The sequence below is a fragment of the Pseudarthrobacter oxydans genome (assembly GCF_030812335.1).
In the GTDB taxonomy this organism is placed as follows: Bacteria; Actinomycetota; Actinomycetes; order Actinomycetales; family Micrococcaceae; genus Arthrobacter; species Arthrobacter oxydans_B.
The window spans coordinates 250,498-263,444 of sequence record NZ_JAUSSN010000006.1; the positions used below are offsets into that span (position 1 = coordinate 250,498).

Sequence of the window (12,947 nt, forward strand, 5' to 3'; positions counted from 1 at the left end):
CCAATGGCGAAACTCACCAAAGCCCAGCGGGAATGGCAGCCCGGCATGCCCAAGAAGCGCCGCTCCACCAAGGTCCTGTTCGCCTCGACGGTGCTGCTGCTGGAGGCCTTCGTGGTGCTCTTCGCCACCCTCACCGTCTTTGGGCTGCGCCGGGACGAATTCCCGCCGGTCCTGATCTTCTCGGTCGGGATCACGCTGTGCCTGGTCTATGCCCTGACCTGCGCGGTGCTGACCAAACCGTGGGGAGTGGCCCTGGGCTGGATCCTGCAGATTGTGCTGATCCTGACCGGCATCCTGGAGCCGGCCATGTTCCTGGTCGGCGGCCTCTTCGCGGTGGCCTGGTGGTACGGCATCCGCACCGGCATCCGGATTGACCGGGAGGCCGCCCAGCGGGAACGCGAACAGGCCGCCTGGGACGCAGCCCACCCCGAAGATCAAAGCAACTAGACTTATTTCCGAATCCCGCCCCCAACACATTGGAGCAGCTGTGAGCATTGAGCGCACCCTCGTCCTGATCAAGCCCGACGGCGTCACCCGCAACCTGACCGGCAGCATCATCGCCCGCATCGAGGCCAAGGGATACACCCTGGCCGAGCTCAAGAAGGTCGACGCGAGCCGGGAACTGCTCGAGCAGCACTACGAGGAGCACGTGGGCAAGCCCTTCTACGAGCCGCTGGTCGAGTTCATGCTCAGCGGACCGGTCGTCGCGGCGATCTTCGAGGGCCACCGCGTGATCGAGGGCTTCCGCTCGCTCGCCGGCACCACGGACCCGACGACGGCGGCCCCGGGGACCATCCGCGGCGACTTCGGTCGCGACTGGGGCCTGAAGGTGCAGCAGAACCTGGTCCACGGCTCGGACTCCGTGGACTCCGCGGAGCGCGAGATCAAAATCTGGTTCCAGGACTAACTTCCGGACCCACCCTCCCGCCGAGGTGACAGTTAAGGCCCATGTTCGTCACGAACATGGGCCTTAACTGTCACCTCGCGGACTGTCACCTCGCATGGTTCGACGCGGGTGGTGCGCCTAGTAGCCGGAGGTCCCGATGAAGACCTGGATGAAGGCGAAGAAGATGGTGGCGATCACGGCGACGTAGAGCAGTGCCGTGATGATCCAGCCCGAGTCGCCCAGGATCCTGGTGGCGCCGGCGGGCAGGCGGATGACGCCGTGGGTCACGTTGCGGACGGTGACCCAGACGAACAGGGGAATCATCGCAGCCCAGACGACCATGCAGAACGGGCACAGGATGTGGATGGAGTACAGCGCCTGGGACCAGAGCCACACCACGAACGCGAAGCCCAGCGTCACGCCGGCCTGCAGGCCGAGCCAGTACCAGCGGGCGAACGTGGCTCCCGCGAGCATGCCCATGGCCGTGGTGATGATGACCGCGAACGCCACGATTCCGATGAACATGTTGGGAAAGCCGAACACCGATCCCTGCCAGGTCTGCATGACCTGCCCGCAGGAGATCCAGGGGTTCACATCGCACACCGTCACATGGCTGGGATCCTTGAGGACCTCCAGCTTTTCCAGCACCAGCGCCCCGGAGGCAAGCCAGCCGACGACGCCGGTGATCAGCAGGAGCCACGCGAACGGACGGTCCCGGGTCATCGGAGGCAACGGCCGTTCCGCGGCTGACGTGCTGGAGCCTTGCTGCTCGGCCGCCTCACTGGTGGCACTGGAGATGGTGGGCATGGAATGAAAGTCCTTTGGTCGGTGCAACTGGTCCGATTCTATCGCCGGAGACTGGATGAAGTCCGGGAAGCGTTGTGCGGTCCCCAGTGATTCGGTCCACGGTGCGGGCCGGATGCCTGCTTACGCCTGATTTCGCGGGTCCTGTGAGACAATGATCGTGGCTGGAACCCGATCCACATCCGGATTCCGGTCCGGCGACTTTGTTCCCAAGACCGCCAATGATGAGCAGGGAGCCACGGATCCTCTGATCCCGGCTGTCCCGCAATGCCATTGGACGGCACCTGGTTGTGACGTGTAGATCAACGGGTTTCAGAACAATTCCGCCGGCCCTCCAGGGCTGCCGCACCCCACTGCCGGTGCGAACCTGAGGGTATCCAATTGACTTCTGTCAATGCCTGCGGGTGTTGACAAATATTTGCCCCAACGGGTGCCGGATGTGGCGGCCACTCAGGGGCAGGAGTGTCGCCACATATGGATAATGACCAGGTTGTAACGACTAACGACAACGCCCTCGGTGCCGAGGAATCCGTAGACGCCGCAGCCGCGGCAACGCCGCCGAAGCGGCCTGTCCGGACCCGCCGCAAGGCCCTTCCGAAGAAGGAAACCCCCGCGGACGCAGCGGACACGGCCGCCGCTTCCGGGGACGCAGCCGACGCCGCAGTCCCCGCGGAGGCAACCGGCGCAACCGAGGCTCCGGCCGCGGAAGCCAAGGCCAAAGCACCCGTCCGCCGCTCCCGCACCCGCAAGGTCGCCGCACCGGCCGAACCCCTGCCGGCCTTCGCCGACGACGCCGCGGCAGTTGAGACCGCCGCCCCGGCAGAGACCGCCGCCGCTCCGGCCGCTGACATTCCGGTGGAGAAGCCGGTCCGGCGCCGCGCCAGCCGCGCCAAGGCCGCTGCCCCCGTCGCGGAAACCCCCGTCGCTGAGACCCCGGCCGTGACGCCGGACGCCGGGACCCCGGCAGCAGCAGGCTCCGCACTGACGCCGGAAGCAACAGCAGCTGCCGCCCCCGTGGAAGCAGCAACAGCAGCCGCCGCCCCCGTGGAAGCAGCAGCCGACGCCGCCGTCCCCGCAGCAACAGCAGCGACAGAAGCAGCAGAAACGCCCGCCGCAGCACCGTCCGCCGCCGCCTCGCTCTTCCTCGAGCCGGGAGCGGTCACCTCGATGATCTTCCGGGCCCCCGACCTGGCCACCGTCGTGCGCCCGGCCCCGGCCGCGGCGGCCCCTGCCGTGGCGGAAGCCGATGAAGAAGAGGGCGAGGAAGGTGAAGGCGAGGACGCCGGAAGCCGCCGTCGCCGCCGCAGCCGCGGACGCCGTGGACGCAGCAGCCGCGGATCTGACGCTGAGCCCGGCGCCGAGAACGAATCCGAAGACGCCGGAGAAGAAGCGGAAGAGGACTCCGAGGAGCAGCTCGAAGAGGGCGTGACCTCGCGCCGCCGTCGCCGCCGCCGCCGTGGCGACCAGGACCTGGAACTGACCGGCGGGGAAGACAATGACCCGCCCAACACGGTGACGCGCGTCCGGGCGCCCCGTGCAGCCACCGAGGCGCCCGTCAACAACCGCGTCACGTCCCTGAAGGGCTCCACCCGGCTTGAGGCGAAGAAGCAGCGCCGCCGCGAATCCCGCGACACCGGCCGCCGCCGCACCGTCATCACCGAGGCCGAGTTCCTGGCCCGGCGCGAATCGGTCGACCGCCAGATGATCGTCCGCCAGCGCGACGACAGAATCCAGATCGGCGTCCTCGAGGACGGCGTCCTGGCCGAGCACTTCGTGTCGAAGACCCAGCAGGATTCCCTGATCGGCAACGTCTACCTGGGCAAGGTCCAGAACGTGCTGCCGTCCATGGAAGCCGCCTTTGTTGACATCGGACGCGGCCGCAACGCCGTGCTCTACGCCGGTGAAGTCAACTGGGAATCCGTCAACCTCGAGGGCAAGCAGCGCCGGATCGAGAACGCGCTGAAGTCCGGCGACTCCGTGCTGGTCCAGGTCACCAAGGACCCGGTCGGGCACAAGGGCGCCCGCCTCACGAGCCAGATCTCGCTGCCCGGCCGCTACCTCGTGTACGTTCCCGGCGGTTCCATGACCGGAATCTCCCGCAAGCTGCCCGACGTCGAACGCAACCGCCTGAAGCGGATACTCAAGGACCGCCTGCCGGAAGATGCCGGCGTCATCGTCCGCACCGCCGCCGAGGGGGCGTCCGAGGAAGAGCTCACGCACGATATCAACCGCCTCCGCGCCCAGTGGGAAGGCATCGAGGGACAGTCTTCGTCGACCAAGATCCTCGCCCCCGAGCTGCTCTACGGCGAACCCGATCTGACCATCAAGGTGGTCCGTGACGTCTTCAACGAGGACTTCTCCAAGCTGATCGTCTCCGGCGAGGAAGCCTGGGACACCATCGAGGCCTACGTCACCTACGTGGCGCCGGACCTCGTGGGCCGGCTGGAGAAGTGGACCAAGGACACGGACATCTTCGCCGCGTGGCGCATCGACGAGCAGATCCACAAGGCCCTGGACCGTAAGGTCTTCCTGCCCTCCGGCGGCTCCCTCGTGATCGACCGCACCGAAGCCATGACCGTGGTGGACGTCAACACCGGCAAGTTCACCGGCAGCGGCGGCAACCTCGAGGAAACCGTCACGAAGAACAACCTTGAGGCGGCCGAGGAAGTCGTCCGGCAGCTGCGGCTCCGCGACATCGGCGGCATCATCGTGATCGACTTCATCGACATGGTGCTCGAATCCAACCGCGACCTCGTGCTGCGCCGCATGGTGGAGTGCCTGGGCCGGGACCGGACCAAGCACCAGGTCGCCGAGGTGACCTCGCTGGGCCTCGTGCAGATGACGCGCAAGCGGATGGGCACCGGGCTGCTCGAAGTCTTCGGCGAGCAGTGCGAAACCTGCGCCGGCCGCGGCATCGTCACGCACGACGAGCCGGTGGAGCACCGCCGCGCCAACGTCGTGGCCGCCGAACACCACGTCCCGCGGACCGAGCACCAGCCCGCCGCCCGGACGGAACGCAAGAGCCGCCGCCGCGGCCGGGGCGGCCAGGGCGCGGACGAGCAGTCCGCCCCGGCAGCAGTCCACGCCGAGCCCACCGAGGCCGAGCGCCACGCCAAGGCCGAGGCCACCCGCGCCGCGCTGGCGAACATCGCGGCAGCGGCGCACGCCGCCCACCTGCATGACGGTGAGGCAGCCACGGCGCGCGACGCCGGGACCCGCCAGGCCGCCCTCGAGGCAGCCGTCGAGCTGGCCGCCACGGAGGAAGCCGCGGGACGTCCCGCCGCCGTGCTGACGTTCGGCGGCGAGCAGGTCGCCCTGCCGTTCGTGGAACACGCCGACGAGACGAGCGCGCCCTCGCTGACCCTGGATCTCCTGACCGAGGCCTTCGCCCACCTGGGTGAAGCCGAGGCAGCCGCGGCTCCGGCCGCGCAGGAACCGGCTCTGCAGGAAACGGCTCTGCAGGAAACGGCTGCGCCGTCGGTGAGTGCGCCGGCAACGAAGGCTCCGGCAGCCCGGACCGCAACGGCCGCTCCGGCGCGCACCGGCGGAACCGGACCGGGACGCGCCCAGGCTCCGGGTTCCCAGACCGAGGCGGAAGCCGAGGCCGGCACCTCCCGGGCCCGCCGCGGACGCCGCAACCGCAGCGCCAGCCGCGCCCAGGGCGCAGCCAACGAGACCTCGGTGGAACAGCGCCAGGAAACCCGGCAGGCCGCCGCCGTCTCGGTGCATGAGGCAAAGGTCCCGGCAGCCACCACACCGGCGGCCAAGCCTGCCGCCGGTGAGCCGATCATCCTCGGTGTCGGGGTTCCGGCTTCGGAGCTCTAACACCGGAACTGTTCAGCAAGGCCGCGGGTGCGGTCCGGACGGCGTAGCAATACGACCAGGTTCGGGCCGTGCCCGCGACTTCGTTAAAGGTTCCGGCTAGGCTGGGTCCCTGACACGGGGTGCCGCGCATCGAGCCGGCTGAGATCCAGACCCGTTGAACCTGTCCGGTTAGCACCGGCGAAGGGATGTCTCTCTTGACCACCACCTCATCGTTTCTTCCGTGTGTCCCCGCCCCGTCGGCACCCCGGATCCCTCGGGTGCTCGCGATTGCCGGCTCCGATCCCTCCGGCGGCGCAGGAATCCAGGCCGACCTCAAAAGCATTGCCGCGCACGGCGGCTACGGCATGGCGGCCATCACCGCCCTGACCGCGCAGAACACCCGCGGCGTCAGCGCCGTGCATGTGCCGCCGGCGGCGTTCCTCACAGCGCAGTTGGACGCCATCAGCGCGGACATCAGCATTGACGCCGTCAAGATCGGCATGCTGGGGGACGCCGAGGTGATCGACGCCGTCCGCACCTGGCTGGAGAAGGCCCGGCCCGCCGTCGTGGTCCTGGACCCCGTGATGGTGGCGACCAGCGGCGACCGGCTGCTGCAGGAGTCCGCCGAGGCGGCCCTGCAGGCGCTGCTGCCCTACGCCGACCTGATCACCCCCAACCTCGCCGAACTCGCCATCCTGCTCAAGGAGCCCGCCGCCGGGACCTGGGCCGCGGCCCTGCAGCAGGGCAAACGGCTCGCCGCCCAAACCGGGGCCACGGTCCTGGTGAAGGGCGGCCACCTCGACGGCGGCAGCGGCCCCGGCGGCACCGGGGGCACCGGGGGCCACCCGGGGAACGAAGGGAACGAGGGCAACGAGGACACCTGGGGCACCAGCGGCAACGACGGCGGAGCCGGCGGCTGCCCGGACGCGCTGGTCAACACCGTCGGGCTGCTGGCCCGGGACGTCGTCGTGGTGCCGGGGGAGCGGGTGCCCACCCGCAACAGCCACGGCACCGGATGCTCGCTGTCCTCGGCGATGGCGACCGTGCAGGCCAGAATCCTGGGAGACGACGGGCCGGGGGACTGGGAGGCCGCGCTCCGCCAGGTCAAGCCGTGGCTGCAGGAGGCGCTGCGCGCCTCGGCGGACCTCGACGTCGGCACCGGCAACGGCCCGGTGCATCATTTCCACCACGTCCAGCAGCACACCCGGGACCATGGCAGGACCGGCCGTGTCCCGGCCGAGGGGGCCTTCGCCGCCGCGCTGCGCGACGCGGCCACCGGGGACCTCGACGCGATCTACGGCCTGGACTTCATCCGGGGCCTGGCCGACGGGTCTCTGCCGGAGAGGGACTTTGCCTACTACCTCGCCCAGGACGCCCTGTACCTGAACGGCTATTCCCGGGTCCTGGCCCGCGCCGCAGCGATCGCGCCCACGGAGGCCGAGCAGCTGTTCTGGGCCCGTTCCGCCCAGAACTGCCTCGAAGTCGAATCGGAGCTGCACCGGACCTGGCTGAGCACCCGGAACGCCGACGTGACGCTGGGGCCGGTCACCAAGTCCTACGTGGACCACCTGCTGGCCGCCTCGGTCTCCGGCAGCTACGGGGTGCTGGTGGCCGCCGTGCTGCCCTGCTTCTGGCTCTACGCCGAGGTCGGGCAGACCCTGCACGGGCAGTTCCTCGCCGCCGGAGCCCCGGACGCGCACCCCTATGCCGTGTGGCTGCGCACCTACGCGGATGAGGAGTTCGCCGCCGCCACCCGGCAGGCGGTCGCCTACGCCGACGCGGCGGGACGTGCGGCGTCGGAGAGCGAACGGCAGGCCATGACCGTGGCCTTCCGGCAGTCCGCCCGGTACGAGGTCGACTTCTTCGACGCGCCGCGGCTGCACGCCTGACCCGGGGAGCCGGGCGGAGCCTGTACGATAGGTGGGCACGGTTCCGGAAGTCGTTGCGGCAACACCCTGTCCATACAGAGTGGCGCCTACCACGTACCTCCCTTCGGAACCAGCCTCATTTGCGGCCGAAGGCAAAATTAGCGTAGTCTAGATCTTCGGTGCTTACGCCAACACTTGGGTTATGACCTTGAGGACGCTCCACTTGATTTCGAGTGCGATTGTCCACGGGATAGCTCATGGGTCCCCCCGGGGAACCCACCGGCGTAGAGGCACAGCGTGAGCCGGACCAGAAACTTTGGCCCCAGGTTCCGCACGCAAATCTAGTAATAAACGTCGAGAGAAGTGAGTTCCCCAGTGGTGTACGCGATTGTCCGCGCAGGCGGCCGGCAAGAGAAGGTTTCCGTTGGAGACTTCGTTACCCTGAACCGCGTCCCCGGTGGAGCCGGCAGCACCTTTGAGTTGCCCGCACTGCTCCTGGTGGACGGTGACAAGGTCACGTCTGCAGCTACGGACCTGGCCAAGGTAAAGGTTACGGCTGAGATCCTTGAGGACCTTCGCGGTCCCAAGATCGTCATCCAGAAGTTCAAGAACAAGACCGGTTACAAGAAGCGCCAGGGTCACCGTCAGGAATTGACCAAGGTCAAGATCACCGGTATCAAGTAACTACTCGTTACGGTTCAGGTTTTCAGCAGATTCCCCAGAATTTTAAGGCAGGCATTTCCAAATGGCACATAAAAAAGGCGCGAGTTCCACTCGCAACGGTCGTGACTCAAACGCCCAGTACCTCGGCGTCAAGCGCTTCGGCGGCCAGGTAGTTTCCGCAGGCGAAATCATCGTCCGCCAGCGTGGTACCCACTTCCACCCGGGCGCCGGCGTTGGCCGCGGCGGCGACGACACCCTGTTCGCCCTGACCCCCGGCGCTGTCGAGTTCGGCACCCGCCGCGGTCGTCGCGTCGTGAACATTGTGACTGCTGCAGCTGCAGAGTAACAACAAGTCTTAAAACGGTGGGGCGGGCCATTAGGTCCGCTCCACCGGTGTTTTAACCGCATTACAATCATCTTGGGAGTCTTTGGACCCCGGGGAACAGCACTGAGGAGATCCACGTGGCCAGCTTTGTAGACCGGGTAGTACTGCACGTATCCGGCGGTACCGGCGGTCACGGTTGTGTCTCCGTTCACCGCGAGAAGTTCAAGCCGCTCGGCGGTCCCGACGGCGGCAACGGCGGCAACGGCGGCGACGTCATCCTGCGCGTCGACCCGCAGACCACCACCCTGCTGGACTACCACCACGCCCCGCACCGCCACGCCACCAACGGCGGCCCCGGCATGGGCGACTGGCGCGCCGGCAAACACGGCGAAACCCTGATCCTTCCGGTCCCCGTCGGCACCGTGGTCAAGTCCAAGGACGGCGAGGTCCTCGCTGACCTGGTGAGCGAAGGCGCCGAATACATCGCGGCCGCTGGCGGCATCGGCGGTCTCGGCAACGCCTCGCTCTCCTCGCAGAAGCGGCGCGCCCCCGGCTTCGCGCTGCTCGGCATCGAAGGCGAATCCAGTGACGTCGTCCTGGAACTGAAGTCCATCGCCGACATCGCCCTGGTCGGCTTCCCCTCCGCCGGCAAGTCCAGCCTGATCGCCGCCATGTCGGCCGCGCGGCCCAAGATCGCCGACTACCCGTTCACCACCCTGATCCCGAACCTCGGCGTGGTCCAGGCCGGCGACGTGCGCTTCACCATTGCCGACGTCCCGGGCCTGATCGAAGGCGCCAGCGAGGGCAAGGGCCTCGGACACTACTTCCTGCGCCACGTCGAGCGCTGCGCCGCCCTGGTGCACGTCCTTGACTGCGGCACGCTCGAATCGGACCGTGACCCGCTCTCCGACCTCGCCATCATCGAGGCCGAGCTGGAGAAGTACGCGGTCGACATGAGCTACAGCGGAGCCGACGGCGAGGTTGTGCCGCTGAACCACCGTCCCCGCCTGGTCGCCCTCAACAAGGTGGACCTGCCCGACGGTAAGGACATGGCCGAGTTCGTCCGTCCGGAACTGGAATCCCGCGGCTACAAGGTCTTCGAAATCTCGGCAACCAGCCACGAGGGCCTCCGCCAGCTCGGCTTCGCCATGGGAGAAATCGTCCAGGCAGCCCGCGACGAGCTTGCCGCCGCCCCGCCGAAGGTGCACGCACCCATCCTCAAGCCGCGTGCGGTCAACGAATCCGGCTTCAAGATCCGCCGCGAAGAGAAGAACCTCGAACCGCTGTTCCGCGTCCTGGGCGACAAGCCCGTGCGCTGGGTCAAGCAGACCGACTTCACCAACGAGGAAGCCATCGGCTACCTCGCCGACCGCCTGGCCAAGCTCGGCGTCGAAAACGAACTGTTCAAGCAGGGCGCCAAGCCGGGTGACACGGTCGTCATCGGCGAGGACGACGGCGTCGTCTTCGACTGGGAGCCGACCATGATGGCCGGCGCCGAACTGCTGGCCGCCCCGCGCGGCACCGACGTGCGCTTCGCCGACATCGGCGACCGCCCCACCCGCGGACAGAAGCGCGACGAGCAGGTCGAGCGCCGCGAGGCCAAGGCCGCCGCCCGCGCCGAACTCGAAGCCGAGCGCAAGGCCGGGATCTGGACCGAATCCGTCAGCGGACGCCGTGACAAGCCGCTCAAGGAGAGTGGACTGGGCGAAGAAGATGGGGAGTGAACCCGCAACCGTGAGTGTTAGTTCCGCAGTACTCATCGAAGAACCCACCGACGACAGGAGCGTGCTCGCCAGAGCGCGCCGCATCGTGGTCAAGGTCGGATCTTCGTCGCTGACCAGCATCAAGGGCGGCATCTCGGAAGAAGCGCTCATCTCGCTCTCGGATGCCCTCGCAGTCAAGAGCAACGCGGGCATGGAAATCATCCTGGTCTCCTCCGGTGCCATCGCCGCCGGCCTGGCTCCGCTGGGGCTGGCCAAGCGTCCCCGGGACCTGGCTACCCAGCAGGCAGCCGCCAGCGTGGGGCAGGGCCTCCTGATGGCGCGCTACACCCAGGCGTTCGGCGCCCACGGCGTGACTGTCAGCCAGGTGCTGCTCACCGCCGATGACCTCATGCGGCGCAGCCACCACACCAACGCCTTCCGCGCCCTGAACAGGCTGCTGAACCTTGGTGTCGTGCCGGTGGTCAACGAAAACGACACCGTCGCCACGCACAAGATCCGCTTCGGCGACAACGACCGCTTGTCGGCGCTCGTGGCCCATCTGGTCCGTGCCGATGCCCTTGTGCTGCTGTCCGATGTTGATTCGCTTTATGACGGGCCTCCGGCGAAGGGCGCTAAGCGCATTCCCCGGGTGGACGGTCCTGAGGACCTCGAGGGTGTGACCATCGGGGCGCCCGGCAAGGCCGGAGTCGGAACCGGCGGGATGCAGACCAAGGTCGAGGCGGCCATCATGGCGGCCGACTCAGGCATCCCCGCGATGGTCACGTCGACCGCCAACATCTCGGCAGCCCTGGCCGGCGAGGACGTCGGAACATGGTTCACCGTGAACGGGGCACGCAAGCCGGTGCGGATGATGTGGCTCGCCCACCTCGCGCACGTGCAAGGCCGGCTGATCCTCGACGACGGCGCAGTCAAGGCCGTGCGCGACCGCCACACCTCGCTGCTCCCGGCCGGGATCTCGGCGGTTGAAGGACACTTCGAAGCAGGGGACGCCGTGGAAATGGTCGCAGCCGACGGCACCGTTATTGCGCGCGGCCTGGTCAACTATTCCGCTGCCGAGCTGCCGCAGATGCTGGGCCGTTCCACAGTGGAACTCGGTGAGTCGCTGGGACGTGGATTTGACCGCGAGGTTGTTCACGTTGACGATCTGGTTCTGGTTTAGCAAGCGGTCCCGCCTAGACTTGAAGGATGACTGAGGCACTGATTCCCCAAGCCGCTGAGCGATCCACCGATCCCGGCCAGGCAACCCCGATGCCCGAAGTAGAGACGGCGCGTCCCTCCGGGGCCGACGTCGAGGCAGCCGTCCACGCCATCGCCGACCGTTCGCGGCAGGCCGCACGCAGGATGGCCAGCGCCAACCGGGCCTGGAAGGACCGCGGACTCCGCGCCATTGCGGCCGCGCTGCTGGAACGCCAGTCCCAGATCCTCGCCGCCAATACCCAGGATGTCGCAGCCGGCAAGGCCAACGGCACGTCCGCGGCCCTGCTGGACCGGCTCACCCTCACGGGCGCCCGGATCCAGGGCCTCGCCGACGCCCTGGAGAACCTCGCCAACCTGCCCGACCCGGTCGGCAACGTGGTCCGCGGCCAGACCCTCCCGAACGGGCTCCGGCTGCGCCAGATCAACGTGCCCCTGGGCGTCGTCGCCGCCATCTACGAGGCGCGCCCCAACGTCACCGTGGACATCGCCGGGCTGGGCCTGAAGAGCGGCAACGCCGTCATTCTGCGCGGCGGGACCGCCGCCGCCGCCACCAACACCGCCCTCGTCACAGTGCTCCGCGACGCCCTCGAATCGGTGGGCCTGCCCGCCGACGCCGTGCAGAGCGTCGACCAGTACGGCCGCGAAGGCGCCAACGCCCTGATGCGCGCCCGTGGCCGCGTCGACGTCCTGATTCCCCGCGGCGGCCGGGAACTGATCCAATCCGTCGTGGCCAACGCCCAGGTCCCCGTGATCGAGACCGGCGAAGGCAACGTGCACATTTTCCTCGACGCCTCCGCGAACGAGGAGATGGCCGTGGGGATCCTGCTGAACGCCAAGACCCAGCGGCCCAGTGTCTGCAACACCGTGGAAACCCTGCTGGTCCACTCCGCCTCGACCGTGCTGCCCGCCGTCGCCGCGGCCCTGCGCGCCGCCGGCGTCACCCTGCACGCCGACGAACGGATCCGCGCCGCGCTGCCGGCCACGGTCGACTCGGTCCCCGCCACCGAGGAGGACTGGGCCACCGAGTACATGGACCTGGACCTCGCCGTGGCCATGGTGGACAGCCTCGACGACGCCGTCAAGCACATCCGCACCTGGTCCACGGGCCACACCGAAGCCATCCTGACGAACGACCTCGGCAACGCCGAACGCTTCATCGCGGAGGTGGATTCGGCCGCCGTGATCGTCAACGCCTCCACACGTTTCACCGACGGCGGCGAACTGGGGCTGGGTGCCGAGGTCGGCATTTCCACCCAGAAGCTGCACGCCCGCGGACCGATGGGTCTGACGGAACTGACCACCACCAAGTGGATCGTCCAGGGCGAGGGCCAGATCAGGTCCTAGCGACGCTGTAACATGGAACAGAAGTCCGTAACGGCGGGGATTCCCGCCGTCGTCAAATCTTGAACTCACTAGGGGAGAACATGCTGTTGCAGCACATCGCCACAATCGTCAGCGCCGCTGGCGAATCAGGCCACGAGGAACTCGCGCCGATTATCGCTCCGCCGTTCGTCGTTGGCGCTGTGATGTTCGCTGTGCTGCTGGTCATGCTGTTCATCACGCTGTCCTACTCCAACCTGGGCAAACGCCACGAGGCCGTGGAGGAGCATGCGGATCCGCACCGCCAGCACCCGAACAAGCACGACCACGGCCAAGGGCACTAATATTTCCGCCAT

General features: G+C 68.0%; 11 protein-coding genes and 1 riboswitch. Of the genes, 10 read left to right on the forward strand and 1 reads right to left on the reverse strand.

Annotation, left to right across the window (positions count from 1 at the left end; translation table 11 throughout):
• Positions 1–3: 3 nt before the first annotated feature.
• Both J2W14_RS12160 and ndk read left to right on the forward strand, forming a co-directional pair.
• Complete coding sequence (locus J2W14_RS12160; protein WP_307462713.1) at positions 4–447, forward strand: DUF4233 domain-containing protein; 444 nt, start codon at positions 4–6, stop codon at positions 445–447.
• 40 nt (positions 448–487) lie between these two features.
• Positions 488–907, forward strand: a complete 420-nt coding sequence (gene ndk, locus J2W14_RS12165; RefSeq protein ID WP_144670708.1) for a nucleoside-diphosphate kinase — start codon at positions 488–490, stop codon at positions 905–907.
• Positions 908–1,024: 117 nt separating this feature from the next.
• Here ndk and J2W14_RS12170 read toward each other — a convergent pair whose 3' ends face one another.
• The gene (locus J2W14_RS12170) at positions 1,025–1,693 is read right to left on the reverse strand and encodes a vitamin K epoxide reductase family protein (RefSeq protein WP_307462716.1); all 669 of its coding nucleotides are present in this window, start codon (positions 1,691–1,693) and stop codon (positions 1,025–1,027) included.
• A 471-nt stretch (positions 1,694–2,164) separates the two neighbouring features.
• Here J2W14_RS12170 and J2W14_RS12175 point away from each other — a divergent pair, with 471 nt between their 5' ends.
• The 8 genes from J2W14_RS12175 to J2W14_RS12210 all read left to right on the forward strand — a co-directional run bounded on the left by J2W14_RS12175 (position 2,165) and on the right by J2W14_RS12210 (position 12,935).
• Positions 2,165–5,515: an Rne/Rng family ribonuclease gene (locus J2W14_RS12175; protein ID WP_307462718.1), complete on the forward strand. Its 3,351-nt coding sequence runs from the start codon at positions 2,165–2,167 to the stop codon at positions 5,513–5,515.
• 105 nt (positions 5,516–5,620) lie between these two features.
• Positions 5,621–5,718: riboswitch (TPP riboswitch) on the forward strand.
• A complete protein-coding gene (locus J2W14_RS12180; protein ID WP_307462720.1) occupies positions 5,701–7,383 on the forward strand; it encodes a PfkB family carbohydrate kinase in 1,683 nt (560 codons plus the stop codon). (Overlaps the previous riboswitch by 18 nt.)
• A gap of 354 nt (positions 7,384–7,737) precedes the next feature.
• Complete coding sequence (gene rplU / locus J2W14_RS12185) at positions 7,738–8,046, forward strand: 50S ribosomal protein L21 (protein ID WP_282380108.1); 309 nt, start codon at positions 7,738–7,740, stop codon at positions 8,044–8,046.
• Positions 8,047–8,107: 61 nt separating this feature from the next.
• Entirely contained in the window at positions 8,108–8,371 is a 264-nt protein-coding gene (rpmA, locus tag J2W14_RS12190) for a 50S ribosomal protein L27 (RefSeq protein WP_120949928.1), read from the forward strand.
• 116 nt (positions 8,372–8,487) lie between these two features.
• Positions 8,488–10,074, forward strand: coding sequence for a GTPase ObgE (gene obgE / locus J2W14_RS12195; RefSeq protein WP_307462724.1), 1,587 nt, complete (start codon positions 8,488–8,490; stop codon positions 10,072–10,074).
• Complete coding sequence (gene proB, locus J2W14_RS12200) at positions 10,064–11,233, forward strand: glutamate 5-kinase (protein WP_370871279.1); 1,170 nt, start codon at positions 10,064–10,066, stop codon at positions 11,231–11,233. The genes obgE and proB overlap by 11 nt, the downstream gene beginning before the upstream one ends.
• A gap of 26 nt (positions 11,234–11,259) precedes the next feature.
• Positions 11,260–12,615 (forward strand): glutamate-5-semialdehyde dehydrogenase, encoded by a 1,356-nt coding sequence (locus tag J2W14_RS12205; RefSeq protein WP_370871280.1) that lies wholly within the window; start codon positions 11,260–11,262, stop codon positions 12,613–12,615.
• Positions 12,616–12,695: 80 nt separating this feature from the next.
• Positions 12,696–12,935 (forward strand): hypothetical protein, encoded by a 240-nt coding sequence (locus J2W14_RS12210; protein WP_307462730.1) that lies wholly within the window; start codon positions 12,696–12,698, stop codon positions 12,933–12,935.
• Positions 12,936–12,947: the final 12 nt, after the last annotated feature.